This is a genomic window from Phenylobacterium sp., assembly GCF_035309685.1.
Lineage (GTDB): Bacteria > Pseudomonadota > Alphaproteobacteria > Caulobacterales > Caulobacteraceae > Phenylobacterium.
The window spans coordinates 65,956-92,273 of record NZ_DATGEX010000024.1 but is presented as its reverse complement, the minus strand read 5'-3'; the positions used below and the strand labels follow the sequence as shown (position 1 = coordinate 92,273).

The window sequence follows — 26,318 nt, the reverse complement described above, 5'->3', positions numbered from 1 at the left end:
GGCGGAGAAGATGGAAGTCCACCGGCCGAAGGCGCCGATCCACAACCTGCGTGAGCTCGCCAAAGAGATCGGCACCATCGTCATCGGCGTGCTGATCGCCCTGGCGGCCGAGCAAACGGTCGAGTGGCTGCACTGGCGCGAACGGGCGGCGCAGGCCGAAGCCGGCATGCGCCAGGACGCCACCGTCATCCTCGGGACCATGGTCGAGCGCCAGGAGATCCAGGCCTGCCAGGACCGGCTGCTCGTCCGGATCCGCGACCGCCTGCTGGCCTCCGGCCCCGACTGGGCGCCGATGGCGGCCTTCTACACCCGCGGTCCGCCGAAGGGCTCGATCTACGCCCACCCCATGAAGCCCTGGCCCGAAACCGCCTGGCGCAACGCCGTGGCCAGCACGGCGGCGACCCATATGCCGGACGCCAAGCTGGCCCATTTCTCGCGCATCTTCGCGGCGGCCGAGCGCGCGGCCCAGGACCAGGCGATCGAGCATGAGGCGGCCTCCGAGCTGAACATGCTCGACCAGCGCCTCACCCTGACACCGGACGGCAAGCTCGCCCTGCTGCGGATCATCTCGGCCGAGCGCGCGCGCAATCGGCTGTTCGCTTACGAGGCCAACAACACCTCCGGGGACTTCACGGCGCTGGGCTTCAACATCGACGAGGTCCGGGCCCACGAGCGCGCCACCTCCCTGGCCTACGCCATGTGCGTGGAAGGCGGCCTGATTTAGCACCGCCTGACGCCCAGGGCCGGCCGGTCGGACCGAGATTCGGCAAGCCCTAGAGGCGCGCCCTCAGCGTCAGTCCGATGGTCCTCGGGTCGCTGGGGGTGCCGATGATCAGGCCGGAATTGCCCGACTGCACGGTCACGTTCTGCAGGTAGTTCTTGTCGAACAGGTTGTGGACCCACAGCGCGACTTCCCAGTGGCTGTCTGTGCGGAAGCCCAAGGTCGCGTTCACCAGGTCGTAGCCGTCGATCACCGTGAAGCGGCTGTCGGTGGGGTCGCCGAAGATGCGGGTCCGCGCGGTGAACTCGCCGTCCAGATAGGCCTCGCCGGCCAGCGTTCCGAGCGCTACCTCGTGGTGGTATTGCGCCCCCGCCGACCAGGCGAACTTCGGAAGCGTCGACAGCGGCTTGCCGCTGAGGTCGCAGACTGTCGTCGATGAGCCCGTCAGTTCCAGCGGACAGGGCCCGTTCTTGTAGGAAATGTAGCGCCCGTCGGTGCGGCTGAGCCCGAAGCGCCCGGACAGGTGCTCGCTGACCACGAAATTGGCGTCGACCTCGAGCCCCTTCACGCGGACCTTGTCGATATTGGCGAGATAGCCGCGCAGGGCGCCCGGGCCGGTGTCGACCACATTGGTCTGGAAGTCGCGCACCGTGGTGTCGAAGACGTTGGCGTTCAGCACCAGCCGGTCGCCGAACAGCTTCGACTTCACACCCACCTCATAGGTCGTGTCGTGCTCCGGCTTGACGACCGCGGTCGCCAGCGCCGGATTGCCCGCCGGGTCGACCGGCAGGCCGGACATATTGATGCCCCCCGACTTGCTGGCGTTGGCGTAGCTCACATAGGCCATCACCCCGTCGGTCAGGTTGTAGGCCGCCTGGGCGCGGCCCGAGAGGCTGCCGTCGGTGTTCTTGGCGCTGTAGGTCTGCGGCCGCAGGATCGAGAGCTGGCTGTTCAGCAGCGAGCCCGTCGCCGGCAGCCCGCCGAACACGAAGGTCGAGTACTGGCCGTCCTTGCCCTCGTAGGTGTAGCGCAGGCCGCCGGTGAGGTTGAACGCCTCGGTCACCCGCCAGGTCGCCTCGCCGAACGCCGCCAGGCTGTCGGAGTGGAAGCGGGTGTGGCCGTCCTGGGTGTAGCCGTTCAGCAGGTTGGCCGGGAACGCCGGCGCCGGACCCAGCAGCCAATAGGTGGCCAGCGGGCCATAGCCGGTGATCGGCTCGCCGGTGATCTTCTGGGTGAAGGCGTAGAGGCCGGCGACATACTCCAGGGTCTGGCGGCCGTTCGAGGCGATGCGCAGTTCCTGGCTGTACTGGTCCTGGCGCGAAGGGATGTGCTGCAACAGCTGGATCTGCAGGCCGGTGTAGTCGCGGTCGTTCGCCGCGTCCCAGTTCCACCAGCGCCAGGCGCTGACCGAGGTCACCGTCGCCTTGCCCAGGTCCCAGTTGGCGATGGCCGATAGCCCGCCCTCGTCGGTGTCGACCTTCAGCGGCGCGTCGATGTCGGTCAGCCGGTCGAAGGGGTTCAGGCTGGGCGGCGCGTAGTTCACGCCGGCCGCCAGGGCCGCGAACTGCCGGGCCGCGGGCTTCAGGCTGGTCCCGACGCGGACGAACACCTGGGTGCAGCAGATAGTGTCGATCTTGGCGTCGTCCGCCGAAAGCCTGACGCTGAAGTTGCTGGCCGGCTGGATCAGCAGCTGGGCGTGGTAGGCGAAGTCGTTGACGTTGTTCTCTTCGCGCCCGGTGACGACGTTCCTGATCACCCCGTCGCGGTTGGTGGCGACCACCGACAGGCGCCCGGCGACCACGTCGCCCCAGATCGGGCCGGTGACGCTGGCCTTCTCCTGCCAGTAATTCAGGTTGCCGCCGGTCACCTCCGCCTGGGCCGCCGCCGTGAAGCTGGGCGCTTGGGTGGTGATGTTGATCGCGCCGGCCGTGGTGTTCTTGCCGAACAGCGTGCCTTGCGGCCCCCGCAACACCTCCACCCGCTCCACGTCCTGGAAGTCGAAGGCCGCCGAGGCCGGGCGCGCGTGATAGACCTGATCGACGTAGAAGCCGACGCCCGGCTCCAGGCCGTCGTTGGACTGGGAGATCGCCAGCACGCTGGAGCCGAGGCCGCGGATGGTCAGCGAGGTGTTGCGCGGATTGGGCGAGGAATAGTTCAGGCTGGGGATCAGCTGGCTGATCTGCGAGACCGTGTAGGTCTGCGTCGTCGTCAGGGTCGCCTCGCTCACCACCGACAGCGAGATGGGCGCCGACTGCGCATCCTCCGGCCGCAGCCGCGCGGTCACCACGACGGGCTCGACGGTCGCGCCGCCGCCCGCATCGCCGGCATCCGCCGCGGCCTCGCCCGCCATGGCGGATCCCGCCGTCATCAGCACCGCGACGCCGCTGAGCAACGCGATCTTTCGCGCGAATCCGTTTGCCATGTCCGCCTCCCCGGCTACGCGTTATGTAGTCGGGATGCATATCGCTCGGCAAGATTGCGCCGAGCGAAGCCGCCGTTCACTCCGGATCGGCGTTGTCTTTGGCCTTCTGGAAGGTCACCGGCATGGGGTCCCTGCCGCCCTCGGCGATGAAGCGGTCGATGCGCGCCTTCAGCACCGGGATCGGCACGCTGCCCATGGAGAGCACCGTGTCGTGGAAGGCGCGAATGTCGAACTTCGGCCCCAGCGCCTTCTCGGCCTTCGCCCGCGCCTCGACGATCGCCATCATGCCCAGGTAGTAGCTAAGCGCCTGCCCCGGCCAGGAGATGTAGCGGTCGACCTCGATGTCGATATCGTGGTCGGCGAGCGCGGTGTTGTCGTGCAGGTACTGAATCGCCTGCTCGCGGGTCCAGCCCTTGTCGTGCACGCCGCTGTCGACGACCAGCCGCGCCGCGCGCCACATCTGGAAGGTCAGCATGCCGAAGCGGTCGTAGGGCGTGTCGTACATCCCCATCTCGACCCCCAGCCGCTCGCAATAGAGCGCCCAGCCCTCGCCATAGGCCGAGATGTAGACGTTGCGCCGAAACTCCGGCAGCCGGTCCTGCTCCTCGGCCAGCCCGCCCTGCAGCGAATGCCCCGGCGCGCTCTCATGCAGGGTCAGCGCCGTCAGGTTGTAGAGCGGGCGGCTTGGCAGGTCGTAGGTGTTCAGGAGGTAGGTGTTCGTGCCGCCCCGGGCCGAGGTGTAGAAGGGCGCAATGTCCGGCGCCACCGGCTCGATCCCGAACCGGCTGCGCGGCAGCCAGCCGAAATAGGCCGGCAGCTTGCCGTCGACCCGCTTGGCGATCCAGGCGGCGCGGTTCAGCAGCTCCTGCGGGGTCTTCACGTAGAACTGCGGGTCGGTCCTGAGGAACTGCAGGAAGGCCGGGAAGTCGCCCTTGAAGCCGGTCTCCTTCATCACCTCCAGCATCTGGGCGTGGATCTTGGCCACCTCGGAGAGCCCCAGCTGGTGGATCTCCTCCGGCGTCATGTCCGTGGTGGTGAATTCCTTGATCTGCGCCTGGTAGTAGGCCTTGCCGTCCGGCAGCGCCTCGGCCGCCAGCACGGTCGTCGTGTGCGGGATGTATTCGGTGTCGAGGAAGGTCAGCAGCTTGGCGTAGGCCGGCATCACCCGGCCCTCGATGGTCCGCTTGGCCTCGGCCCGCAGCGCCGCCTGATCGGCCGGCGAGACCGACTGCGGCATGTGCTCGAAGGGCTTCCAGAACAGGGTGTGCTCGGCGTCCGCCGCCTGGCTGACGTTCGACACCGACTTGTCGCGCCCCACCAGGGTCGCGCGCGGCGGGGTGAAGCCCCGCGCCAAGCCGGCGCGCATATTGGCCGTCTGGTCGTCGAACCAGCGCGGCACGTCGTTCATCTGGGAGATCCAGTTGCGATAGTCCTGAGCGTTGTGGAAGGTCCGGGACGAGGTGAACCCCAGGCTCGACCAGAACTGCGAGTCCGAGTTGAACGGCTTTTCGTACTCCTTGAACTTGATCTGGTTGATCAGGGTGTCGAGCTGGTTCCGGTAGACCTCGTAGTTCACCGCCTCCTCGGGCGAGAGGTCCTTCTCGGTGATGGCGTCCACCGAGGCCTTCACCTCGCGCCAGTGGGCCAGGCGCCGCGCCTGGCTGGCCGGGTCCACCTGGCCCAACTTCGCATGGATGCCGGCCCCGCGGCGCTCGCCGGGGAACTCGTTCATCCGCCACTCCCACTCGGCCTTGTAGATCGCCTGGAACCTCGCGTCGGACGGTCCGGGCTTGGCGACTGCGGCCGGAGGGGGCGCATCCGGCGCCGCCGAAACTGAGCCCGCGGCCATAACCGCCGCCAGGGCCACGCCCGCCAAAAGCCTCATACGCATCGCCCCAATCCCCTCGGCCTCACGCCAGGTGACAGGCCTACGTCGAATCCGGCCCGCCTGCCAACTAGACGCCCTCTTCCCGCACCGGCCTCTTCAGCGCGGCCAGGACGGCCGCCACCGCGCAGCCCGCCACGATGCCGCTCGTCAGGTCCCTCGCCAGCGTCAGGCCGAAGGTGGTGAGCAGCACCAGGGCGCCGCGCCAGTCGCCCAGCAGCCGCCAGAACTCCCGCTTCTCCGCCATTCCCCAGCACACCGCCACCAGCACCCCGGCCAGGGCCGCGAGCGGGGCGTAGCTGGCCAGCGGGGCGGCGACCAGCATGAAGGCTAGCAGGAACAGCGCGTGCAGCAGGCCCGCCACGGGGCTCTTTCCGCCGGCCCGCACATTGGTCGCCGTCCGCGCGATGGTCCCGGTCACCGCGATGCCCCCGAACAGGGCTGAGGCCATGTTGGCGATCCCCTGGCCGACCAGCTCCATGTTCGAGCGGTGCCGCCGCGCGGTCATGCTGTCGGCGACCTTGGCCGAGAGCAGGCTCTCCACCCCGCCCAGCAGGGTGAAGGAGAGCGCCGCCGGCAGGACGGCCCACAGCTTCGCCAGGCTGATCGCCGGCAGGCGCGGCAGCGGCAGGACGTGCGGAATGCCGCCGAACCGGCTGCCGATCGTCTCCACCGGCAAGTGCAGCACTACCGCCAGGCCGGCCGCAAGGCAGAGCGCGATCAGCATGCCCGGCCAGTTCGGCCGGACCCGCCGGATCAGGAAGATCAGCGCGGTGACGCCCGCGCCCAGCGCCAGCGCGGCCGGATTGACGCTCCCCACCGCCTCGCCGAGCGCGCCGAGCTTGGGGACAAGCGGCCCCGGCTCCGGCCCCGCGAGCTTCAGCCCGCCGAGATCCTTGAGCTGGCTGGCCAGGATGGTGACGGCGATGCCGCAGGTGAAGCCGACGGTCACCGCATGCGGGATATGGCGGATCAGCGAGCCTAGCCTAAGCAACCCCGCCAGCGTCAGCAGCGCGCCCGACAGCAGCACCGTCAGCAGCAGCCCTTCGACCCCGAACCGCGCCACGGTCGCCGACACCAGCACGATGAAGGCGCCGGCCGGTCCGCCGATCTGGAACCGGCTGCCGCTCAGCAGCGACACCACGAACCCGCCGACGATGGCGGTGTAGAGCCCGCGGTCCGGCGACACGTCGGACCCCACCGCGATGGCCATCGAGAGCGGCAGGGCCACGATGGCCACCGTCAGCCCCGCCACCGCGTCGCGCCGCAGATCCTCCAGGCGGTAGCCCTCGCGCAGCACGGTCGCGAGCTTGGGCAGGTAGAGGTGCGCCGTGGCCGTGCCGTCCGGCATGCTGCGTCCTTGCGGAGTCCCGGGCCGTCCCGGCACGCAGCATCGCGCCCGGTCGCGGCCGCCAGCAACTCCGGAGCAATACCTAGGCTTTGCGGCGGCCGCAGTCTTGTCCGGACAGGATTTTCCTGTCGCAGCGACGCGAATTGCGCTTTGGGCTAGGCTGGACGCGATCCATCGATCTCACGAGGCCCCGATGACCCAACCCCGCCTGAAGAAGAGCGAGACGCTGGAAATCCGCCTGCCCTACCCGACCAAGCTTGCCTTCATGGCCCGCTGCCGCGACGAGGGCCGCTCGGCCAGCGAGGCCCTCCGCGGCTTCATCGATGGCCAAATCGAACCCGCCCGTTCCGCCAACCGCGGGCCGCAGCGCCTCCTCGCCGGCGCCCTGATCGCCGCGGCGGTCGGCGCCATGGCGCTCCCCTCGCTCGCCCACACCAATCAGCGCGCCGCCTTCGACTGCCTGGCCCGCGACCACGCCGCCATCAGCGCCGCTGACTTCGCCCGCCTCGACACCAACCACGACGGCCGCATCTCCTACGCCGAATTCACCGCCGCCTGCGCCGCGCCGCGGAGGTAAGAAGAGCCACGGAAAGCACGGAAAGAGCACGGAAGGCGCTTCCCGGGAGAGGCCAGCGCGTCGTCCTTTTCGAACCACGAACACACACAAACGCGCTCTGCCGTTTGAAGGCCCGAAGGGCCTTCTTTCGATAGGCAATGCGTCAGATCAGAAGGCGAGCTCCGCTCGCGGCGCGCACGCCCTGTTCGTGTCCGTTTGTGTGAGTTCGTGGTTGAATCCCTTTCCGTGCTCTTTCCGTGTTTTCCGTGGCCAGTCTTCTCTTCACGAAATCCGCTTGAAGAAGCGCGCGCCGTCCAGGTTCAGCCAGGTCCAGGGCTTGAACAGCGAGGCGCCCGGCTTCCACGACCAGCCGATGAACTCGGCGCGGCCGATCAGGTTCTCGGCCGGGACGAAGCCGACGCCGATCGACTCCGGCCAGCGGCTGTCCAGCGAGTTGTCGCGGTTGTCGCCCATGAAGAAATAGGTCCCCTTGGGCACGTCATAGACATCGGTGTTGTCGCCCTCCCCGTCCTCGGAGCCGCCGTAGGTCAGGTAGCGCTTGCCGTTGGAGGCGGTCTCGAACACCCGCGGCACGGCGCGTTCCGGCGCGTCGTGGTCGAAGGTGCGCCCGTCGGCTTGCCTGGGGTTCGGCTTGCCGTTGACGAGCACCTCGCCCTTGACGATCTGCACCTTGTCGCCCGGCAAGCCGATCAACCGCTTGATGTAGACCTCGTTCGGGTCGCGCGGCAGGCGGAAGACGATCACATCGCCCCGCGCCGGCGCATGGCCGAAGACGCGGCCGTCCCTCGCGCCCGGAAACAGCGGCAGGTTGAAGGGGATCGACGCGCGGCCCCAGCCGTAGGGCCATTTGGAAACCACGATATAGTCGCCGGTCACCACGCCGGGCTCCATCGAGGACGTCGGAATGGTGTGCGGTTCGAAGATCAGGATGCGCAGGGCGAGCGCCAGCGCCAGCCCACCGCCGGCCGTGCGCACGGTCTCCCAGACCTCGCGCATGAAGGCCTTGCCCTTGGTCCCGTCCGCCTGGACATCTTCCGCCGCCATCGCCAACGCTCTCACCTGTCGCCGGCCAAGCTCGGCCCGCGCCCCGATGTGGCCCGCGCCGCCCGCCGCCTCAACCGCCAAGCTGTCGGGACGGCCCGCCGACCTGTCCGGACAGAGCCGCTATCCCCCGCCCGCGCCCTCCACTAACCTCGCCGGAAACACCGGGGAGCGGCGGCATGGGCGGGCGGCGGATCAGGGTCTCGGCGGCAGCGGCGGTCCTCGCCCTCGGACTCCTCGCCCCGGCCGCCCAGGCCAGGGTGGTGCGCGTCGACATCGCCAGCCGCGCGCCGATCGCCGGGACCTTCGGCCAGGCCGGCGCCTATGAGCTGATCAGCGGACGCTTCTACGGCGAGGTCGATCCGAAGGATCCGAAGAACGCCATCATCACCGACCTGAAGCTCGCGCCGAGGAACGCGCGCGGCCTGGTGGAATATTCCGCCACCTTCCAGATCGCCAAGCCGCTCGACATGGCCAAGGCCTCGGGCGTGCTGATCTACAACGTCCCCAACCGGGGCAACGGCCGCGCCGGCGGCGACGCCGACGGCCACGTCCGCGTGGTCAGCGGCTGGCAGGCCGACATGCCGGCCAACCCGAACCTGCAGCTGATGACCGTGCCGGTCGCCCGCAATCCCGACGGCTCCTCGATCACCGGCCCGGTCATCGTGCGCTTCTTCGACATGCCCAAGGGTTCTGTGAGCCTGCCGCTGTTGGCCGGCATCGGCCGCCTGGAGCCGCAGCCGGCGCCGGCCAACCTCGACGCGGCCAAGGCCCGCCTCACGCGCCGCCGCTCCGACACCGAGGCGCCGATCGCGATCCCGGCCGGCGACTACGCCTTCGCCGACTGCCGGACCACGCCCTTTCCCGGACAGCCCGACCCGACCCAGCTCTGCCTGAAGGGCGGTTTCGATCCGGCCTTCGCCTACGAGCTCACCTACACCGCCAAGGACCCGCTGGTGCAGGGCCTGGGTTTCGCCGCCACCCGCGACCTCAACGCCTTCCTCCGCTATGGCGGCGACAGCCCCGCCGCGCCCAATCCGGTCGCCGGACGCATCAAGTGGGCGATCGGCGTCGGCGCCTCGCAGTCGGGCAACTACCTGCGCACCTTCCTCAACCTCGGCTTCAACCAGGGCGAGGACGGCCGCATCGTCTTCGACGGGATCAATCCGCACATCGCCGGGCGCGCCGTGCCGCTCAACGTCCGCTTCGCCGTCCCGGGCGGCGCGGCCCAGCTCTACGAGCCCGGCAGCGACGGCACGCTCTGGTGGAGCCGCTACGACGATAAGGCGCGGGCCTTAGGCCCCGTCAGCCTGCTCACCCGCTGCACCCCGACGCACACCTGCCCGAAGGTCATGGAGACCTTCGGCTCGGCCGAGTTCTGGGGCCTGCGCATGTCGCCGAACCTGGTCGGAACCGACGCCAAGGCCGACGTGCCGCTCCCCGCCAATGTGCGCCGCTACTACTTCCCGGCGGTGACCCACGGCGGCGGCGCGGGCGGCTTCGCGGTCCTGCCCCGCAGCGCGCCCGGCGCCGGCGCCTGTGCGCTGCCGGCCAACCCGAACCCGGTCTCGGAGGAATACCGCGCGCTGACCAAGGCCTTCGTGGCCTGGGTGACCACCGGCGCCGAGCCGCCGCCCAGCCTCTACCCGACGCTCGCCCACGGCGACCTGGTCGAGCCGACCCGCCAGGCGCTCGGCTTCCCGGTCATCCCCGGCGCGCCCTCACCGGACGGCAAGATCATGCCGCTCTACCGCTATGACTTCGGCCCGGGCTTCAACCGCGCCGACATCTCCGGTGTGCTGAGCCGGAACCCGCCGAGGGTCGTCGCAACCCTACCCAGCCGCGTGCCGCGCGTGGACGCCGACGGCATCGAAATCGCCGGCCTGCGCTCGGTCCAGGCGCGCGTTCCGCTCGGCACCTACCTCGGCTGGAGCGTCCAGGCATCCGGCTACTTCGCCGGCCAGCAGTGCGGCTTCGCCGGCGGTTACATCCCGTTCGCCGCCACCAGGGCCGAGCGCGAGGCCGCCCACGATCCGCGCCCCAGCCTGGAGGAGCGCTATGGAACCCACGCCGGCTTCGTCGCACGCGTGAAGGCCGCCGCCGACGACCTCGTCGCCCACCGCTACCTTCTGTCGGAAGACGCCGAGCGGATCGTCCGCGACGCCCAGGCCAGCAAGGTGCTGGAAGGCCGCTAGCGACCGCCTATGCTGACGCTCGAAGCCCAAACGCCAGGAACGCCGCCATGACCGCACTCGTCACCACCCATGACGCGGGCCACGTCCGCACCATCACGCTCAACCGGGCGGAGAAGAAGAACGCGCTCAGCCAGGCGCTGGCCTGGGGCGTGATCGAGGCGGTCGACGCCGCGGCCGCCGACGACAACGTCTGGGTGGTGGCGATCACCGGCTCGGGCGACGCCTTCTGCGCGGGCCTGGACCTGTCGCCGGGGGCAGAGCCCTATACGCCGCAGACCGCCATGGCCGCGCAGCTCGACGACATCGGCTGGGTGGGCAACTTCCTGCTCTCGATCCGCAAGCGCTGCGACAAGCCCGTGGTCGGCGGCGTCAACGGCGTCGCGGTCGGCGCGGGCCTGGGCCTGGCCATGGCCACCGACGTGCGCCTGATCGCGCGGTCGGCGCGGCTGATGGCCGGCTACACCCGCATCGGCGGCTCGCCGGACGCCGGCCTGACCATCACGCTCCCGCAGGCCATGGGCTACGAGAAGGCCATGCGTTTCATGATGGAGAACCGCACGCTCGTCGGCGACGAGGCGGTGGCCTGGGGCATGGCCGGCGAGGCCGTGGACGACGACAAGTTCGCCGCCCGCCTGGCGGACTATTGCCAGTCGCTCTGCGACTGGTCGCCGATCACCCTGCGCCTGCTCAAGCGGGGCATGGTCCGCTCCTACGAGAGCCCCGACCTGGAGAGCCAGCTCCGCTACGAGGTCTCCAACATCCGCAAGGCCTTCGGCAGCGAGGACGGCCAGGAAGCGCGCCGCGCCTTCCTCGAAAAGCGCAAGCCGGTGTTCCAGGGGCGCTAGGGCTCGCCCGCGCGCCCCACCTTCGCCAGCGCCGAGCGCCGCACGTACCAGTAGGTCCACAGGGTCAGCAGGCCCATGCCGCCATAGCTGAACGGTCCGCTGACCAGCATGTAGAGCTTGATCGACAGCGAGAAGACCAGCGCGCAGCAGCCGGCGCAGATCGCCGTCAGGCCGAAGCCCCAGACCAGCGTCGCGGTCATCATCGTCTGGCGGAAGCGCGCGTCCTCGCCCAGCGCCTCGATGAAGGCCGCCTTGTCCGCCGACTGGCGGCGCGTGGCGGCGCGGGCCAGTTGATAGATCAGCGGCTTGCCGATCGCCGCTGAGCCCAGGAAGATCAGGCCCACCAGCCCGGCCACCAGATTCTCGCGCAGCTGCAGCGCCTTGACCCCGCCACCCCCGGCGAAGGCCAGCAGCGACAGCACGATCCCGGCCAACACCAGGACCGACAGGGCGTCAACCTTGCGCAGGCGGATGAACTCCCAGACCGACCACAGGGTCGGCGGCGCCGAGGCCAGCATCAGGGCGCGGACGTCGCCAAGGCTCGCCTTGAAGGAGCTGTAGATCAGGAACGGCAGCGCGAAGTTCACCGCCACTTCCGCCGCAGCCTTGACCCCGTTGGCGCGGAGCCAGGCCAGCGCCATGTCGCGCTTCGTCGCCATCGGGCTCACCACGCCAAGTCTCCCCGCATACGACATTCCATACCTCCGTCGGCAAACAAGATCTGTCCGGTCATCAGCCCGTTGTCCCGGCCGACGCACCAGGCCGCCAGCGCCGCCAGCGCGGACGCCGGCGCCGGGCGCGCGGTGGGCAGCGGCGTGCGCCTGGCCATCTCCGCGCGGCCCTCTTCGCTCGACAGGATCCAGGCCGCCGCCGGCGTGTCGATCACGCCCGGCGCGACGACGTTCAGGATCACGCCCGCGCCCGCCCACGGCTGCGACACCGCCGCCCGCCGCGCCCAGCGGTTCAGCGCCCGCTTGGCGCTGCCATAGAGCTCCAGCCCTGACTGGCCGCGCGCCAGGACGCCGGCCACCGCGGCATCCGCCGCCGCCTCGTCCAGGCCAAGGCAGGCCTCGATCACCTCGGCCTCGCCGGGCGCCAGGCAGCTCACCGAGGAGATCGCCACCGCCCGCGGCGCCTCGCTCTTCGCCAACAGGGGGCGCAGGCCCTCCAGCGTCGCCACCGTCCCGAAGAAGTTGAGCGCGATCATGGTCTCCGCCGGTCCGCCGCCGGCGTTGGCGACCACGCCGTCCAGCCGCCCGTCCGCCAGGCGCGCGACGCCCGTCACCAGCGCGGCGCGGCCGTCTTCCGTCGCGAGGTCGGCGGCCACGTCGCCGTCTTTCAGGTCGCAGGCGATCACGCGCCCGCCTCGGGCCCGCAGCCAGGCCGCCGTCGCGGCCCCGATGCCGGAGGCGGCTCCGGTCACCGCATAGGTCCGGCCCTCGTGCGCCCCCGCTTCACTTGGCATGTCTCAACCTCAAGTATCCGTACCGAACCGTTCGGTACGGCTTGATAGCGCCGCGCGCTGCTGTATGCAAGGGACTTCAGATCGCGGGAGAGCGACGATGAGCGAAGGGGCTCCAGCCACGGCCAAGGATGAGCGCCGCCGGGAAATCCTCGACGCCGCCTTCGCCGAGTTCACCGCCAAGGGCTACGCCGGCGCCAGCATGGCCGCCATCGCGCGCCGCGCCCAGGCCTCGAAGGAGACGCTCTACGCCTGGTTCGAGAACAAGGAGACCCTGTTCAACACGGTCTTCGAGTCCCGCCTCGCCGGTATGGTCGGCCGGGTCGGCGCGGTCGCCGCCCAGGACCCCGCGCCGGCCGTGGTCCTGCCGATCGTGGCTGAGGACACCATCCGCTTCATGCTGGCCATGGCGCCCTTGAACCAGGCGATGGGCGTCGGCGACTCCAGCGACAAGGCGCTGCGTCTGGTCGGCCAGACCATCGCCGAGGAGCGCGGCCGCTTCGTCGCCTACCTGCTGCGCTGCCGCGACCAGGGCCTGATCGCCTTCGACGACGACCCCTTCGAACTGGTCTCGCTGTTCGTGGCCATGGCCGAGGGCGAATGGCTGATGCGGCTGGGGACCGGCCAGATCGAAGCCCTCACCGAGCAGATGATCGCCGCCCACGCCGAGCGCGTGACCCGCATCTTCCTGAAGGGGATAGCGCCCTAGGCGGATAGCAACCGGCTGACCTCGAAGATGACGCCGAACGCCATGGTCACGGGGTCGGCGAAGGTTCGCCCTGGCGGCAGTTGCGGCAGACGCCCTGGGCTTCGAAAGTGACTCTATTGATCTTGAAGCCGGCGGATGTGGCCGCCGCCCGCTCGGACCTCAGGTCCGGCTCGAACGCCTCGGCGCCGCCGCAGCATTCGCAGATCAGGAAGCCCGCGGCGTGTCCGCGCCGCTCCGGGGGGCAGGCGATGTAGGCATTGATGGATTCCAGGCGATGGACGAAGCCCATGCGTTCGAGGAACTCGAGCGAGCGGTAAACGGTCGTCGGCGACACGGCGCGGCCGTCGCCGTGGTAGGCCCCGATCAGATCGTAGGCCTTGTTTGGCGCGCCAGACGTCAGCAGCAGTTCCAGGACGCGGCGTCTGGGCGGCGTAAACCATTCGCTGAGCTCTGCACACGCCTTGTCGGCGGCCGCCAAGGCCTGCTTCAGCGCCCGACCTTCCAGACGCGCCGGCATGGCGTGTGCATGGCTGCACTGGGTCTTCATGTCCCGCTTTCCAGGCGCCGCGCATCGATGCGGAATCTGCGGACGGCCGGCCATCGGCCCGGCCGCCCAGGGATGTCTCCGCGCCGGCCGCAGGCGGCGCCGTCTTAGAACGCCTTGCTCACGCCCGCGTAGAACCCGCGCCGCGGCCCGAACTGCGGCGCGCCGACGCCGACGCCGGTGCCGTCGCGGATCTCATATTCCTTGTCGAACAGGTTGATGATGTCGGCCCGGACGGTCAGCGGCCCTCCGGCCATCTGGAATTCGTGCGCCGCGCTCAGATTGACCTGGGTGTAGCCCGCCACGTGCCCGCTGTTCGGCGGCGCGCCATCGGGCGTCAGCCGCAGGCCCGAGCCGTAGATCAGGTCCGCCGACACCCGCGTGCCCTCTTCGAACCTGTAAGCGACGCCCGCCGAGGCTGAATAGGTCTGGTCGTGGTCCAGGAAGATGAAGTGGTTCTGGATGAACGCCAGGTCGCCCGGGTCGAAGTTGAACTGGCTGGAGATGATGTCCTTGCCCTGGGCCCGGCTGATCGCGAAGTTGCCGTAGGCGCTGAGGGGCCCGGCCACATAGTTGGCGCTGAACTCGACGCCGCGGGCGTAGCCGACGCGATAGTTGAACGGCGTCAGGATGATCGGAGCACCGAACTGGCCCTCGTCGATCAGGTTCTTGGCCTGTTTGTCATAGGCGTCGACGCCCAGGGTCAGGCCGCCGATCTTCTGCTGCACGCCCGCGTCGAAGTAGTTGTCGCGTTCGGTCTTGGGCAGGTCGTTCTGAGTCCCCAGCGCCTCGGCGCTGGTGCCGACGAACTTCAGGAAGGACGTCGAGGCGACCAGTTCGAACGGCGGCGGCGAGAAGTAGCGCGCGTAGCCGGCGTGGAAGGTCGTCCCCTCCATTGGCGTCCAGACGAGGTTCACCCGCGGCGACAGCTGGTTCTCCTTGCGGAAGGACTCCAACTGGTCGAAGCGCAGGCCGTAGTTGACGGTCAGGCTCTCGAACGGCTTCCACTCGTCCTGCAGGTAGGCCGAATAGGTCTGCTGGTCGGCCTTGCTGTTGTCGATGATCGTCTCGGCCCCCGGACCGATCTGATTGCCCATGTCGTCCAGGGCGAAGACCTGGGAGCTGGTCTTGCTGGTGGTGTGGTCGGTGGAGATGATCACCCCGCCGCGGATCGTGTGCGCGTCGGTGAGCTTGTAGACCCCCTCCAGCTGCGTCCCGAACGACAGGTCGGTCTTGGTCGCCCGCTGGGCGATGCCGTTGAACAGCAGATCGCCCGTGACGTCGGGCGTGAACCGCAGCTCCGAGTAGCGGGTGAAGACCGAGGCCTGGCCGGTGAATTTCTCGGTGGTGAACTGGTAGGTGGCGATGCCGTAGCTGGTGCCTTCCCGCTGCCGTTCGTTCAGCTTGTCTGAGAGGAAATCCGTGACGCCGTTCAGGCTGAAGCCCCCGTCGGGGTGCAGGCCAGAGGGGTTGGGAATCTGGAAGTTTGACTGCGAGGTGCCGGCGATAAACGAGACCCGGCTCTGGGCGTCCAGGATGTGATCGAGGTAGCCGAACGCCTGGTACTGGTCGGAATGATCGTGCAGCGGCGTGCCCCGCCCGTCGACGCTCTCGATGCCGACGTCGGTCCCGGTGTAGCTGCCGGAGAAGAAGCCGCTGGTGGCGCCCGACGAGCCGCCATATTCGATCGAGGGCTCAATCAGCCCGTGGCTGCCGCCATAGACCCCGACCTCGCCGCCGTTCTTGAAGCCGCTCTTGGTGGTGATGTTGACGATGCCGGCGTCGCGCATGCCGTACTGGGCCGGCAGGGCGCCGGTGATCAGGTCGACGTTGGCCGCGAGCCTTGGCGACAGGGACTGGCCGAACACCTGCAGGCCCTCCGGCAGGATCACGTTGTTCAGCCGGTACTGGATGTTGCCGTGATCGCCGCGGATGTGCAGCTGGCCGAAGCTGTCCTGCGCCACGCCCGGCGCCTGCAGGATCACCTGGTTCAGCTGCACGTTGGCGCCGGAGGGCAGGTTGTTGATGAAGGCTTCCGGCATGGAATAGGTCGTCGCGCCAAGCGCCGGCTCGACCTCGGACCGCGCCGCGTCCAGCCGTTGGGCGGTGACCACGATTTCAGAGACCTGGCCCCCCGTCTGACTTGAGGCGGCCGGCGCGGGCGCCGCCGTGGTCTGAGCGAAGGCCGGAACGGCCACGAGCGAAAACAGGCTGGCTGACGCGGCGAGAAGCGCGCGCCGTGAGGCGGTCCGGATCATGTGGGGGTCCCTGTTACAATCTAACAGGGAGGCGATAGGCGCGCCGCCGAAGCGCCGCCATGCCGCGCGTTCCCGAAATTTCCGGGAACTCATTCCCGATTTTTCGCGCGGCCGGCCGCAGCCGCCGACGCTGTGATAATATAACAGAATGTCGCTCCGCGCCCGCGTCGTCGCCCTCATCGCAGCCGTGCTGGCGGTCAGCATGGCGTTGGGCATGGTCGTGGCCGGCTACGAGGCCCGCCAGGCGCTGAGCGGCGAGCTGGCGGCGGGGCTGGGCGGCGCGCGCCAGACGGTGGCCAGCGCCTTCGAGGACCTGCCCCACTCCGACCACCCCGACCGCGACCTGCGCCAGCTGATCGCCACCTTCGACGGCAACCGCCATGTGCGCGCGAGCCTGCTGGACGCCGCCGGCCGGCCCGCGCTCGCCTCGCACACCCGCCCGCCCGACCGCCCGGCCCCGCCCTGGTTCGCCCGCCTGCTGGGCGCGACGCCGCCGCCGGTGGAGATCGCCGTCCCCGGCGCCGCGGCCGGCTTCCGCGCCATCGTGCTCACGCCCACCGCGGGGATCGACGTCTCCGCCGCCTGGCGCGAGTTCATCGGCATCGTCGCCGTCCTCTCGGGCTCGGCGGCGTTCGGCCTCGTCCTGGTCTATCTGGCGATCAGCGCCGCCTTCCGGCCGTTGCGCGCGCTGGCCGGCCAGTTCGCCCGGGTCGGGGCCGGCGACTATTCCGGCCGGGTCGCCGAGCGCGGCCCCACCGAGCTCTTGGGTCTGCAGCGCGGCTTCAACCGCATGGCCGCCGAGCTCGCCGCCACCACCGAGCGCAACCGCCTGCTCGGCGACCAGCTCCTGACCATCCAGGAGGAGGAGCGCGCCGACATCGCCCGCGACCTGCACGACGACATCGGCCCGCACCTGTTCGCGGTGAACATGGACGCGCAGATGATCGCCCAGCTCGGCGAGCTTGGCCGCCACGAGGCGGTCCCCGAGCACGTCCGCGCCATCCAGGCCGCCGTCGCCCACATGCAGCGCCAGGTCCGCGACCTGCTGAGCCGCCTGCGGCCCGCGCGGATCACTGAGCTGGGCCTCAACGCCGCCATCCGCGATCTGGTCGGCTTCTGGTCGCAGCGAAGGCCCGACGTCGCCTTCCGCCTCACCCTGCTGGAGGACGAGGGCCGGCTCTCCGAGGCGATCAAGGACGTGGCCTACCGGGTGGTGCAGGAGGCGGCCAACAACGCCGTGCGCCACGGCGACCCGCAGACCATCGCCATCGCGCTCGCCCTCGACGAGGGCGCGATCCTCACCGTCTGCGTGGCCGACGACGGCGTCGGCCGCGCCCAGCCCTCCGCGGTCGGGGGCTTTGGCCTGGTCGGCATGGGCGAGCGCGTCGCCGCCGCCGGCGGGACGCTGACCTTCGGCCCCGATCCGGAAGGGGGCTGGACCACCACAGCGCGTCTTGGCCTCGACGGCGCGCCGATACCGCAGCAGGCCGCCGCATGAAGATCATGCTGGTCGACGACCACGCCATCGTGCGCACCGGCCTGCGCAAGCTGCTCGCCATGGTCTCCAACGCCGAGATCCTGGAGGCCAAGACCGGCCGCGAGAGCCTGGCCATCGCGCGCGCCCACGACCTCGACATGATCGTGCTGGACCTCAACCTGCCCGAGCTCGGCGGCCTGGAGCTGCTCGCCCGTCTGCGCCAGCTGGGCGCCATGCCGATCCTGGTGCTCTCCATGCACGCCGAGCCGATCTATGTGACCCGCGCGCTGGAGGCCGGCGCCCAGGGCTACGTCAGCAAGAACGCCTCGCCGGAGGAGCTGCTGACCGCCATCCGCCAGGTCGGCGGCGGCGGCCGCTACGTGGAGCAGGAACTGGCCCAGGCGCTGATCCTGCACTCCCAGGTCCCGACCGCATCCCTGGCCCAGCTCGCGCCCCGCGACCTGGAGATCCTGCGCCACCTCGCCGCCGGCCGCTCCTTGAGCGAGATCGCCGAGGCGCTCGGCCTCGGCTACAAGACCATCGCCAACAACTGCAGCCTGATCAAAACCAAGCTCGGCGTCACCAAGACCGCCGACCTCCTGCGCCTGGCGCTCGAAGCCGGGGTGTCGTGACCGCGGTTCAGTCGATGTTCTCGGGGATCAGCCGTTCCACGATGACCGTGTCCATCCAGACGCCCTCGAGCTTGCCGTGTTTTTCGTGGACGCCGATTTCCTTGAAGCCGCAGCGCGCCATCAGCTTGAGGCTGGCGCGGTTCTGCGGAAACACCCGCGACAATAGCTTCCAAAGCCCGGCGTCCCGCGCCGCCGCGGTGAGCGCCGCCATCGCCACGGCCCCCGCGCCCTGGCCGCGCCAGCCGCGCGCCACATAGACCGAGAACTCGCCGATCCCGCTGTAGCAGCAGCGGTCGGCATAGGGATGGGCCACCGCGTAGGCGACCACCTCGCCGCCGGCCTCCACGGCCACGAACGCCTTGGCGTGCGCGAACCAGGCTTCGATGTCGGCGACCTGCCTGGGTTCGGTCTCGAAGGTCGCGATCCGGTCTTCGATGCCCTGGTTATAGATGGCGGTGATCGCCGCGGCGTCTTCCGGGCGCGCGGGCCTTGCCTGCATCATCGTCCTTGCCTCTCGCGTAGAAGCCAACCGAACACCAGCGCGCCCGCGGCCGCGCCGGCCAGCTGCGCGACGATGAACCCTGGCGCGGAGCTTGGCGCGATACCCGCGAACGTATTGCTGAGCGAGCGGGCCACGGTCACCGCCGGATTGGCGAAGGAGGTCGAGGCCGTGAACCAATAGGCGCAGGTGATGTAGAGCCCGACCGCCAAGGGCGTCGCCTCGGGCCGGAAGCGGATCGAGCCCAGGATCGCGCCGATCAATCCGAACGTCGCCACGGCTTCCGAAAACATCTGCGCCGGCCCGTCGCGAAGCTTCGTCGAGATCTGCAGGATCGGCTCGGCGAACATGGCGTGCGCCGTCCACACGCCCAACACCGCGCCAAGGCTTTGCGCGGCGATATAGGCCAAGGCCGCCGGCCATCCGATCTCCCGCCGGGCCACGAACAGGAGCGTCACCGCGGGGTTGAAGTGCGCGCCCGACAGCGGCCCGAAAATGGTGATCAGCACCACCAGGCCCGCGCCGGTCGCCAGCGTATTGCCGAGCAGCGCGATGGCCGCGTTCCCGCCCGCCAGCCGGTCGCCCATGATCCCGGAGCCGATGACGATGGCGAGCAGCAAGGCCGTGCCGAGCGCCTCGGCGGCCAGGCGTCGCGGCAGGCCGAAGGCTTCGAGCGGCGGCTCCGGGCTGGCGTCGCTCATGCGGGCTGCGGCGCGCCGTCGGTCTGGCCGATGTCGTCCAGGCGCTGCTTCAACGACATGCGGTCGAGCGTCTCGAACGGCAGGTTGACGAACAGGGTCACGCGGTTGCTCAGCATCCGGTAGGCGTCGGCGAACGCCAGGGCGATTTCGCTGTCCGATCCCGTAACCGCCGCCGGATCGGCGACGCCCCAATGCGCGCGCATCGGCTTGCCCGGCCAGATCGGGCAGACCTCGCCCGCCGCATTGTCGCAAACCGTGATGATGAAATCGAACGCCGGCGCGCCATCCCTGGCGAACTCGTCCCAGCTCTTCGAGCGAAGCCCGTCTGTGGGATAGCGGAGGCTCTCGAGCAGTCGAAGCGCGAAGGGGTTGACCTTTCCCGTCGGCATCGAACCCGCCGAATAGGCTTTGAAGCGGCCCTCGCCGGCTCGGTTGAGGAGGCTCTCAGCCAGGATCGAACGCGCGGAGTTGCCGGTGCAGAGGAAGAGAACTTCGTGCGGCTGATCCGACATTTCGCGCGCTCCCTAGCAGCAGGCCGCACGCGAGGCGGCGGCGCCGAGCGGCGCGCAGACCTCGGGGCGGCCCTGGCAGCAGTCTTCCATGAGGTAGACCAAGAGCTCGCCCATCCCATCGTAGTTCGCCGCGTAAATGATCGAGCGCCCGTCGCGCCGGTTCGAGATGAGCCCGGCGTTGGTCAGCACATTGAGCTGCGCCGAGAGCGTGTTGCTGGTGATGCTGAGCAGCCGGGCGATCTCTCCGGCCGCCACCCCTTCAGGCCCGGCCTTCACGAGCAGGCGAAACACCGCCAGGCGCGAAGGCTGGGCCAGGGCGGAGAGGCGTTTGATGGCCAGGCTTGATTCCATAATTCAACGATTATGGAATTGTTGGGCGTCGTCAAGGCTTACGGCTTGATGCGGCCTGCGCCGAAATCCCGCGCCTAGGCCCCGGCGGCTGGTGCCGGCACGCCCCACTCGGCGAAGGTTTCGGCGATCTCGGGTGAAATCGCCTTCCCGGCCGCCATGTCGGCCTCGCCCTCTTTTGTACGTTGCAGGCGCGCCTTGGCGACGCCGCGCCCATAGAGCGACGACGACAATTCGGGCCGCAACTTCAGGGCGGCGTCGTAGGCGGTGACGGCTTCCTCCAGCCGGCCCAGGCGCAACAGGACGAACGCCCGGCTGTCCAGGGTCGCCGGGCTGGTCGGATTGATCGCCAGCGAGCGGTCGCAGTCGGTCAGCGCCTGCGTCAGCTCGACGCCGTAGGTGGCGCGGGTGAAGCAGAGGTTGTTGAGCATCCCCGGGTTGGCCGCCTCCTTGCCCTCGATCTCTTTCAGGTCGCTGTCGGCGCTCTTGATGTCGCCGGATCGGGCGTAGGCCCTGGCGCGGCCCAGAAGCAGCGACTCGTTGCCCGGGTTCGCCTTCAGGCCGGCGGTGAGGCTGGCGATCGCCTCGGCATGGGCGCCGGCCTCCGAGCGCACATCGGCCAGCAGCATCTGAGCGCTGGTCGACTTCGGATCGGCCTTCAGCGCCGCCTCGATATCCGCCCGCCGGCCGCTACGGTCCGACCGCTCGCGGCTGCCCGCGCGGGCGAGGTAGGCCCCCGCCGTGGGATGGGCCGCGATCGCGGACGCCAGCACCGCCATGCCCTCCGCCCGCTGCCCGGCCTGGATCAGCTCGCCGCCGTGCAGGATCTGCGCATTCAGATTCGCCGGATCGATCTTCAGCGCCGCTTCGGTCTCCGCCGCGGCGGCCTTGCGATCGCCCTGCGCGGCCAGGAGGCGCGACTTGCGCAGGTGCGTCTCAGGGTTTCCGGGGACGATCCGGAGCAGCTCATCGAGGTCGGCAAGGGCGTGATCGTATTCGCCGACCTCGATATAGAGGTTGGCGCGAAGGTTCAGGGCATAGGTATTGTCGGCCTTCAGGTCCACCGCGCGGCTGAAGTTCGCAATCGCGTCCCGGTAGCGGTAGGCCCGAATCGCCAATAGCCCCTGGCCGTGGACGGCGGCCACATCCCGCGGGTTCAGCTTGGCGGCGGCCTCCAGATCGGCCCTCGCCAGGTCGTCCTTGTTCTGCTGAAGGTAGGCTAGTCCGCGATCGGCGATGGCCGCGGAATCCTTGGGGTTCAGCGCAATGGCCTTCGCGTAGTCGGCGATGGCCAGATTGTACTCGCGGCGTGCCGAATAGCTGTTGCCGCGGTTGATGTAGCCGGCGGTCGTGGTCGGTTCCGTGGCCGCCATCACGGCGATGTCGGAGTCCGTCGCCACGTAGTTCGGCGGCGAGCGCAGGAAGACCTGGGTCTTGGCCAGTTCGGCGAGCGTCTTGTTCGCCGCCGCCGCCTCGGACGCCGGGAACTCGGAGGTCACGGTCCGGCTCGACCGCTCCATGGTCAGGACGCCCTTTTCGAGGTGCGAATGGCGCGACAATGCGCAGCCCGCGACCTGCTGATCCACGTCCGGCGCCGGGAAGCTGAAGCCCGCTCCGCCCCGCGGCAGGACGACGGTCTCCTTGACCAAGGTGTAAGGCCCGCAAATTGCGGCGTAGGGCGCATCGGCCATCGGTCCGGGATCGCGTTTGAACTCCTGGGTCCAGCCCAGTTCGCCGTCCTTCATCGTCAGGAAGCGGTAGCCGATGTTGCTCGGCGGCTTCCATTCCAGCGGCGTCTTGCCGTCGATGATCATCCGGTACTCGTCGGTCTGCGCGTCCATCGTCACGCTGACGCCGGTGATGACGATCTTGGGGTAGGTCTTCGTGAAACTGTCCCGCAGCGCCTTGTCGCGGTCGGTCGCGCTCAGACTTGACATGGCCATGTTCAACGCCCGCGCGGTATCGCCGCGCGCCACCTCCTCGGCATGGATGACCGCGGGCGCATCGAGCCCGGCCGAGGCGTCGACGCTGAGGATCGAGGCGAGTTCGGGCTGTTCGGCCGGCGGCGGATCGAGCTTGACCAGGACAGCCCCGGCCGGCCGCTCCGGCAGGCTCCAGTGGAAGTTCGGAATCTTCAGCCGGTCGAGATCGCGGTCGTCGGTCCGTGTCCCGTCCAGCCAGTAGGTCTTTCCCGCGATCACCGCGCGCACCATCACATGGTCGAAGCGCGCGAGCGTCGGCAGCCGCGCGTCCAGGCCGTCGCCGTCGAAGGTGCTGACCAGAGCCGGCTCCGCCTCGATCCCCAGTTCGTGCAGGAGCGCCAGCAGCAGCACGGTCTTCCCTTTGCAGTCGCCGAAGCGGCGGCTCCAGGTGAGGTCGGCGTCGGCGGGCACATAACCGCCGTCCTTCATGCCCAGGTACAGATAGCGGACCTGGCTCTCCACCAGCGACAGCGCGGCCCCCGCCTGGACCTTCGGGTCGCTGGAGGCGGAGCGGATTTTCGCGACCTCGGCCTTCAGGGGCGAGTCCGGCTGGAGTTGGCTTGCCCGGTCATAGAGCGGCCGCATCAGCGCGCTCGCATCCGCCCAGGTCTTGAACTCGGTGAGCTCAAGCTGCGGCCCGTCGCTGTAGCGCCGGGGCGCGCCCGCCGGAGGATGGAACGTCTGCACATTCGAGCGATCGATGACCAGTTCGGTCACCCCGCCCTTGCGGGTGATCGTCGGCGCCTCCTGGCCGCCGGCGACCTTCCATTGCATCGTTTTCGGCGCGGCCCAGGTGGCGCGCACGACGGCCCGGTCGACCGCATATTTCGGCCAGTCGAAGACCAGGTTCGAGCGTCCCTGCATCGCCGGATCGTGGTCGGTGGAGGTGTAGGCGACGTCCAGGATGTCGCCCACCTGCAGGCCTTCGACCTGCAGGGTCGCCGTCAGCGTTCCGTCGAGTTGCGCCCACTCGAGCTTGGTCTCGCGCCGCAGGACCGTGAACGACTGCTTGGCCAGCACATCGATGACCGTGTCACCGCGAAGGATCCGCACCTTGTGGACGGTCAGCGTCTGGATCTCGGGATCCCAGGCCATGGCGACCGATCCGCCTCCGGTGAGGGCGGCGGCGGTCTGTAGGCGGGTGGCGTAGGCGACATAGTAGGCGTCGCCGTCGGGACCGAACGAGGCCTGTTCATCGCTCAGCAGAGAGCGAAATGGACCGCCGCGTTCATCCTTTGGCGTCGGAATCGGCGTCGGCCTTACCCAGGCCGCCGGCGGCCCTATCAGCGGCTTGTCGTTAGCCGCCAACGCCGGCGCCGCCAGGCCGAACAGGCCCAGCACAAGCATCCACACGAGCTTACGCATTCACGCCCCCAACAACCCCAACGCGAACATAGGCTGAGACGTGGCCTGCGCGAAAGTGCGGTGTGTGCGGCGCCCTTTGCCGGCCTGTCGGGGGCGCGGCGATGATGACGCGGAAGACATAGGCGAGACATAAGAAATCAGGTCATCAACCCAGAAATAGGTCCGAGAATACGTGGGGCGCGTCGGGTCCGGCGCCGTCTTGCTGCTGGACGCCGCGCCGCAGGAGAAGCCAGCGATGAGCCTTGTCGAGGGAACGCCCGCGCCGCACTTCACCGCGCCCTCCAAGTTCAATCCGGGTTTCGCCTTCGGCAACATCGCCGGCCGCTACATCCTGCTGGCCTTCCTGCCCTATCCGGGACCGGAACGGGACGCGGCCCTCGCCCTCGTCGAGAGCCAGCGCGCCCGCTTCAATGACAACGAAAAGCTGTTCTTCGGCGTCCTGCCCGACCGCGCCTCCCTCGAGGCCGCCATCGAAGATCCGCCCTGGCGCTGGCTCCTCGATGAGGCAGGGGAAGTGCGTCGGCTCTATGAGGCGGTGGATGAGACGGGCGAACTCGCCCCCTGCTGGGTGGTCCTCGATCCGTCAAGGCGGGTGTTGGGCACTGCGCCGCTTGCGCGCGGGCCCTATGTCCTGGCGAATTTCGTTAAGTTCGGACCGGCGGACCTGCATGCCGGCCCCCCGATGCACGCGCCGGTCCTCATGGCGCCGCGAATTCTCGAGCCTTCGATCTGCCGCCAGCTGATCGAGGTCTACCGCCAGGACGGCGGGGAGCCCTCCGGCGTGATGCGCGCGCGCAACGGCAAGACCTACGCCGCCCTCGACGACTTCAAGATGCGCCGCGACGCCGTCATCGAGGACGAGGCCCTGCTGCGGGAGGTCCGCGCGCGCATTCGCCTGCGCCTGCTGCCGGAGATCGAAAAGGCCTTCGGTTTCACCGTCACGCGGATCGAGCGCTACATCGTCGCCTGCTATTCGGCGAACGAGGGCGGCTATTTCCGGCCGCACCGCGACAACACCACGCCCGGCACCGCGCACCGCAAGTTCGCCTGCTCGATCAATCTCAACGCCGAGGAGTTCGAGGGCGGCGACCTGTGCTTCCCCGAATACGGCCTGCGCACCTACCGGCCGCCCACCGGCGGCGCGGTGGTGTTCTCCTGCTCGCTGCTGCACGAGGCGACACCGGTGACCAAGGGCGTCCGCTACGCCACCCTGCCCTTCCTCTTCGACGAGGACGGCGAACGCATCCGCCAGGCCAACCTCGAGTCCTTCGAAACCGCCGAGAGCTGAGAAGCCTCTCCCCCGACGCCTACGGCGGCGGCCGCCCGCCCGCGATCCAGGCGGGGCGGAAGTCGCTGTCGGCCAGCCAGCGCAGGGGTGAAACCATCGACTGGATGGCGCCGGTCAGGAAGGTGAGGTCGAGGCTTTCGAAGGTGTCGCTGGCCTGGTGATAAGTCGGCGTCGTGGTCCAGCCGGCCAGCGTGTGGGCGACCACGCCGGCCTGGGCGAGCGGCCAGTTGTCGCTGCGCTCGAAATAGTGCTGGGCCGGGTCGCTGTCGGGCGCGACCGGCGCGCCGTGCGCCTTCAGCGCGCCCATGAGGGTCGAGCGCTCCGAGCCGGTGACGAACAGCGCGCCCTTCGGCAGCTTCGGGTCCTGCTGGCCGACCATCTCGAACTCGATGGCGGCGACGATCTCGGCCAACGGGACTGAAGGATGGGCCGCGAACCAGGTCGAGCCGTACTTGCCGATCTCCTCGCTGCCATAGCCGATGAACAGGATGCTGCGCTTCGGCGGCTTGCCGGCGGTGAACGCCCGGGCCAGCTCGATCACAGCCACCATGCCGGACGCATCGTCGTTGGCGCCGTGCATGATCGTCCCGTTCGGCCGCACGCCCAGGTGATCCAGGTGCGCGCTGACCACCAGGGTTCCGGCCTTCGGGTCGCGCCCCTTAAGATAGCCGATCGCATTGGTGGTGATCGCCGTCTCCCGGGTCATCGGCGGCAGCTTCAGGTCCACGCTCGCGCCCGGATGCGCCGCCAGCCGCTCGAACGCCTCGGCCGGCAAGGTCGCGACCGCGGTCCGCACCCCCTGCGGCGTTCCCTCCAGGTACGACGCCATGTCGGTCCCGCCCTGCGCGGCGTAGAGGCCCTTGGTCAGGAAGCTTTCCTTGAGGATCAGGAGCTTCACCTGTTTCGACATCGCCGTCTGTCCGACGGTCAGCGGCGAGGCCTTCGAGGTCGAGATCACCACCTCGGCCGCCGGCATGGTCATGACGTCGTCCGCGGCGAAGACCACCGCCTTGCCGCCCACATCGCCCATCGGGCCGATCAGCAGCTGGGCGCCGGCCACGTCGACCCCGTCGATCCGCACCTTCGCCTCGCCCTGCAGGCGCGGCTTGATCACCTTGGCGGTCTGGAAGAAGCCCGCCTGCCCGGGGGCCGGCGTCAGGCCGAAGCCCTCGAACTGCGCGGCCACATAGGCCGCGGCGATGGCCTCGTCGCGCGTGGCGCTGCCGCGGCCCTGCAGGGCGTCGCTGGCCAGGAACCGCGCCTCGGCGGCTGCCTGCTCGCGCTTGACGGTCCAGGGCGCGGCCTGCGCAGGCCCGGCCAGCGCTGCGGCGGCCGCGAGCAACCCGAAAATCGCTTTGAGCCCGCGCATCTTGGCCTCCCTCGCCGCGCGGCGGGACAGCCCGACGCTGGAGACGACCCTGGCCGCGCGGGGCCACGAAGTGTTTGGCCTTTCCTTGCGGCCGCCTTGCGGAAACCTTGCGGAACAACGCCTCTCCCGACCCCT

At 69.4% G+C, this 26,318-nt stretch carries 22 protein-coding genes; 8 read left to right on the top strand and 14 right to left on the bottom strand.

Going from position 1 to position 26,318, the window contains the following annotated elements:
* The first annotated feature begins 10 nt into the window (after window positions 1-10).
* Window positions 11-724: a hypothetical protein gene (locus VKQ35_RS07635; RefSeq protein WP_324360173.1), complete on the top strand. Its 714-nt coding sequence runs from the start codon at window positions 11-13 to the stop codon at window positions 722-724.
* Between the two features lie 49 nt (window positions 725-773).
* Here the strand turns inward: VKQ35_RS07635 and VKQ35_RS07630 are convergent, their stop codons facing one another.
* The 3 genes from VKQ35_RS07630 to VKQ35_RS07620 form a co-directional block, all read right to left on the bottom strand.
* Window positions 774-3,143: a TonB-dependent receptor gene (locus tag VKQ35_RS07630; protein ID WP_324360171.1), complete on the bottom strand. Its 2,370-nt coding sequence runs from the start codon at window positions 3,141-3,143 to the stop codon at window positions 774-776.
* Between the two features lie 76 nt (window positions 3,144-3,219).
* Window positions 3,220-5,034, bottom strand: a complete 1,815-nt coding sequence (locus tag VKQ35_RS07625) for a DUF885 domain-containing protein (protein WP_324360169.1) — start codon at window positions 5,032-5,034, stop codon at window positions 3,220-3,222.
* A 64-nt stretch (window positions 5,035-5,098) separates the two neighbouring features.
* Window positions 5,099-6,379 (bottom strand): SulP family inorganic anion transporter, encoded by a 1,281-nt coding sequence (locus tag VKQ35_RS07620; protein WP_324360167.1) that lies wholly within the window; start codon window positions 6,377-6,379, stop codon window positions 5,099-5,101.
* A gap of 193 nt (window positions 6,380-6,572) precedes the next feature.
* On the opposite strand from VKQ35_RS07620, the gene VKQ35_RS07615 reads away from it, so the two are divergent.
* Window positions 6,573-6,956, top strand: a complete 384-nt coding sequence (locus VKQ35_RS07615; RefSeq protein ID WP_324360165.1) for an EF-hand domain-containing protein — start codon at window positions 6,573-6,575, stop codon at window positions 6,954-6,956.
* Between the two features lie 261 nt (window positions 6,957-7,217).
* On the opposite strand, the gene lepB is transcribed toward VKQ35_RS07615, so the two are convergent.
* Window positions 7,218-8,000 (bottom strand): signal peptidase I, encoded by a 783-nt coding sequence (lepB, locus tag VKQ35_RS07610; RefSeq protein WP_324360163.1) that lies wholly within the window; start codon window positions 7,998-8,000, stop codon window positions 7,218-7,220.
* 176 nt (window positions 8,001-8,176) lie between these two features.
* Here lepB and VKQ35_RS07605 point away from each other — a divergent pair, with 176 nt between their 5' ends.
* Window positions 8,177-10,192: an alpha/beta hydrolase domain-containing protein gene (locus VKQ35_RS07605; RefSeq protein ID WP_324360161.1), complete on the top strand. Its 2,016-nt coding sequence runs from the start codon at window positions 8,177-8,179 to the stop codon at window positions 10,190-10,192.
* Window positions 10,193-10,239: 47 nt separating this feature from the next.
* On the top strand, window positions 10,240-11,037 hold the full coding sequence (locus VKQ35_RS07600) for an enoyl-CoA hydratase/isomerase family protein (RefSeq protein WP_324360158.1): 798 nt from the start codon (window positions 10,240-10,242) through the stop codon (window positions 11,035-11,037).
* On the opposite strand, the gene VKQ35_RS07595 is transcribed toward VKQ35_RS07600, so the two are convergent.
* Both VKQ35_RS07595 and VKQ35_RS07590 read right to left on the bottom strand, forming a co-directional pair.
* Window positions 11,034-11,696 carry a VC0807 family protein gene (locus tag VKQ35_RS07595; RefSeq protein WP_324360156.1) on the bottom strand — a complete coding sequence of 221 codons (663 nt, stop codon included), beginning with the start codon at window positions 11,694-11,696 and terminating at the stop codon, window positions 11,034-11,036. The two genes, VKQ35_RS07600 and VKQ35_RS07595, sit on opposite strands and share 4 nt — an antisense overlap.
* A gap of 5 nt (window positions 11,697-11,701) precedes the next feature.
* Window positions 11,702-12,502, bottom strand: coding sequence for an SDR family oxidoreductase (locus tag VKQ35_RS07590; protein ID WP_324360155.1), 801 nt, complete (start codon window positions 12,500-12,502; stop codon window positions 11,702-11,704).
* A gap of 97 nt (window positions 12,503-12,599) precedes the next feature.
* On the opposite strand from VKQ35_RS07590, the gene VKQ35_RS07585 reads away from it, so the two are divergent.
* Window positions 12,600-13,208, top strand: a complete 609-nt coding sequence (locus VKQ35_RS07585) for a TetR/AcrR family transcriptional regulator (RefSeq protein WP_324360153.1) — start codon at window positions 12,600-12,602, stop codon at window positions 13,206-13,208.
* A gap of 46 nt (window positions 13,209-13,254) precedes the next feature.
* On the opposite strand, the gene VKQ35_RS07580 is transcribed toward VKQ35_RS07585, so the two are convergent.
* Together VKQ35_RS07580 and VKQ35_RS07575 are read right to left on the bottom strand one after the other, a co-directional pair.
* A complete protein-coding gene (locus VKQ35_RS07580) occupies window positions 13,255-13,755 on the bottom strand; it encodes a Fur family transcriptional regulator (protein WP_324360151.1) in 501 nt (166 codons plus the stop codon).
* Between the two features lie 104 nt (window positions 13,756-13,859).
* Window positions 13,860-16,010, bottom strand: a complete 2,151-nt coding sequence (locus tag VKQ35_RS07575; protein WP_324360149.1) for a TonB-dependent receptor — start codon at window positions 16,008-16,010, stop codon at window positions 13,860-13,862.
* Between the two features lie 148 nt (window positions 16,011-16,158).
* On the opposite strand from VKQ35_RS07575, the gene VKQ35_RS07570 reads away from it, so the two are divergent.
* Window positions 16,159-17,508: a sensor histidine kinase gene (locus tag VKQ35_RS07570; RefSeq protein ID WP_324360147.1), complete on the top strand. Its 1,350-nt coding sequence runs from the start codon at window positions 16,159-16,161 to the stop codon at window positions 17,506-17,508.
* Complete coding sequence (locus VKQ35_RS07565; RefSeq protein WP_324360145.1) at window positions 17,505-18,119, top strand: response regulator transcription factor; 615 nt, start codon at window positions 17,505-17,507, stop codon at window positions 18,117-18,119. The genes VKQ35_RS07570 and VKQ35_RS07565 overlap by 4 nt, the downstream gene beginning before the upstream one ends.
* Window positions 18,120-18,126: 7 nt before the next feature.
* Here VKQ35_RS07565 and VKQ35_RS07560 read toward each other — a convergent pair whose 3' ends face one another.
* The 5 genes from VKQ35_RS07560 to VKQ35_RS07540 form a co-directional block, all read right to left on the bottom strand.
* Complete coding sequence (locus VKQ35_RS07560) at window positions 18,127-18,621, bottom strand: arsinothricin resistance N-acetyltransferase ArsN1 family A (RefSeq protein WP_324360143.1); 495 nt, start codon at window positions 18,619-18,621, stop codon at window positions 18,127-18,129.
* Window positions 18,618-19,319, bottom strand: coding sequence for an MIP/aquaporin family protein (locus VKQ35_RS07555; RefSeq protein WP_324360141.1), 702 nt, complete (start codon window positions 19,317-19,319; stop codon window positions 18,618-18,620). The genes VKQ35_RS07560 and VKQ35_RS07555 overlap by 4 nt, the downstream gene beginning before the upstream one ends.
* Window positions 19,316-19,831: an arsenate reductase ArsC gene (locus VKQ35_RS07550; protein WP_324360139.1), complete on the bottom strand. Its 516-nt coding sequence runs from the start codon at window positions 19,829-19,831 to the stop codon at window positions 19,316-19,318. Before VKQ35_RS07550 ends, VKQ35_RS07555 begins: the two co-directional genes overlap by 4 nt.
* Before the next feature lie 12 nt (window positions 19,832-19,843).
* Entirely contained in the window at window positions 19,844-20,182 is a 339-nt protein-coding gene (locus VKQ35_RS07545; protein ID WP_324360137.1) for a metalloregulator ArsR/SmtB family transcription factor, read from the bottom strand.
* Window positions 20,183-20,256: 74 nt separating this feature from the next.
* Entirely contained in the window at window positions 20,257-23,526 is a 3,270-nt protein-coding gene (locus VKQ35_RS07540; protein WP_324360135.1) for a DUF3857 domain-containing protein, read from the bottom strand.
* A 235-nt stretch (window positions 23,527-23,761) separates the two neighbouring features.
* Here VKQ35_RS07540 and VKQ35_RS07535 point away from each other — a divergent pair, with 235 nt between their 5' ends.
* Entirely contained in the window at window positions 23,762-24,814 is a 1,053-nt protein-coding gene (locus VKQ35_RS07535) for a 2OG-Fe(II) oxygenase (protein ID WP_324360133.1), read from the top strand.
* 19 nt (window positions 24,815-24,833) lie between these two features.
* On the opposite strand, the gene VKQ35_RS07530 is transcribed toward VKQ35_RS07535, so the two are convergent.
* Window positions 24,834-26,183, bottom strand: coding sequence for a M28 family metallopeptidase (locus tag VKQ35_RS07530; protein WP_324360131.1), 1,350 nt, complete (start codon window positions 26,181-26,183; stop codon window positions 24,834-24,836).
* Window positions 26,184-26,318: the final 135 nt, after the last annotated feature.

Bases quoted from the DNA above. Each gene is read 5' to 3' on its own strand.
- VKQ35_RS07630 (WP_324360171.1), bottom strand. From the start codon at position 3,143: ATGGCAAACGGATTCGCGCGAAAGATCGCGTTGCTCAGCGGCGTCGCG.
- VKQ35_RS07615 (WP_324360165.1), top strand. From the start codon at position 6,573: ATGACCCAACCCCGCCTGAAGAAGAGCGAGACGCTGGAAATCCGCCTG.
- VKQ35_RS07560 (WP_324360143.1), bottom strand. From the start codon at position 18,621: ATGATGCAGGCAAGGCCCGCGCGCCCGGAAGACGCCGCGGCGATCACC.
- VKQ35_RS07595 (WP_324360156.1), bottom strand. From the start codon at position 11,696: ATGGCGACGAAGCGCGACATGGCGCTGGCCTGGCTCCGCGCCAACGGG.
- VKQ35_RS07530 (WP_324360131.1), bottom strand. From the start codon at position 26,183: ATGCGCGGGCTCAAAGCGATTTTCGGGTTGCTCGCGGCCGCCGCAGCG.
- VKQ35_RS07545 (WP_324360137.1), bottom strand. From the start codon at position 20,182: ATGGAATCAAGCCTGGCCATCAAACGCCTCTCCGCCCTGGCCCAGCCT.
- VKQ35_RS07535 (WP_324360133.1), top strand. From the start codon at position 23,762: ATGAGCCTTGTCGAGGGAACGCCCGCGCCGCACTTCACCGCGCCCTCC.
- VKQ35_RS07550 (WP_324360139.1), bottom strand. From the start codon at position 19,831: ATGTCGGATCAGCCGCACGAAGTTCTCTTCCTCTGCACCGGCAACTCC.
- VKQ35_RS07620 (WP_324360167.1), bottom strand. From the start codon at position 6,379: ATGCCGGACGGCACGGCCACGGCGCACCTCTACCTGCCCAAGCTCGCG.
- VKQ35_RS07590 (WP_324360155.1), bottom strand. From the start codon at position 12,502: ATGCCAAGTGAAGCGGGGGCGCACGAGGGCCGGACCTATGCGGTGACC.
- VKQ35_RS07565 (WP_324360145.1), top strand. From the start codon at position 17,505: ATGAAGATCATGCTGGTCGACGACCACGCCATCGTGCGCACCGGCCTG.
- VKQ35_RS07625 (WP_324360169.1), bottom strand. From the start codon at position 5,034: ATGCGTATGAGGCTTTTGGCGGGCGTGGCCCTGGCGGCGGTTATGGCC.
- VKQ35_RS07570 (WP_324360147.1), top strand. From the start codon at position 16,159: ATGTCGCTCCGCGCCCGCGTCGTCGCCCTCATCGCAGCCGTGCTGGCG.
- VKQ35_RS07555 (WP_324360141.1), bottom strand. From the start codon at position 19,319: ATGAGCGACGCCAGCCCGGAGCCGCCGCTCGAAGCCTTCGGCCTGCCG.
- VKQ35_RS07585 (WP_324360153.1), top strand. From the start codon at position 12,600: ATGAGCGAAGGGGCTCCAGCCACGGCCAAGGATGAGCGCCGCCGGGAA.
- VKQ35_RS07575 (WP_324360149.1), bottom strand. From the start codon at position 16,010: ATGATCCGGACCGCCTCACGGCGCGCGCTTCTCGCCGCGTCAGCCAGC.
- lepB (WP_324360163.1), bottom strand. From the start codon at position 8,000: ATGGCGGCGGAAGATGTCCAGGCGGACGGGACCAAGGGCAAGGCCTTC.
- VKQ35_RS07580 (WP_324360151.1), bottom strand. From the start codon at position 13,755: ATGAAGACCCAGTGCAGCCATGCACACGCCATGCCGGCGCGTCTGGAA.
- VKQ35_RS07600 (WP_324360158.1), top strand. From the start codon at position 10,240: ATGACCGCACTCGTCACCACCCATGACGCGGGCCACGTCCGCACCATC.
- VKQ35_RS07635 (WP_324360173.1), top strand. From the start codon at position 11: ATGGAAGTCCACCGGCCGAAGGCGCCGATCCACAACCTGCGTGAGCTC.
- VKQ35_RS07605 (WP_324360161.1), top strand. From the start codon at position 8,177: ATGGGCGGGCGGCGGATCAGGGTCTCGGCGGCAGCGGCGGTCCTCGCC.
- VKQ35_RS07540 (WP_324360135.1), bottom strand. From the start codon at position 23,526: ATGCGTAAGCTCGTGTGGATGCTTGTGCTGGGCCTGTTCGGCCTGGCG.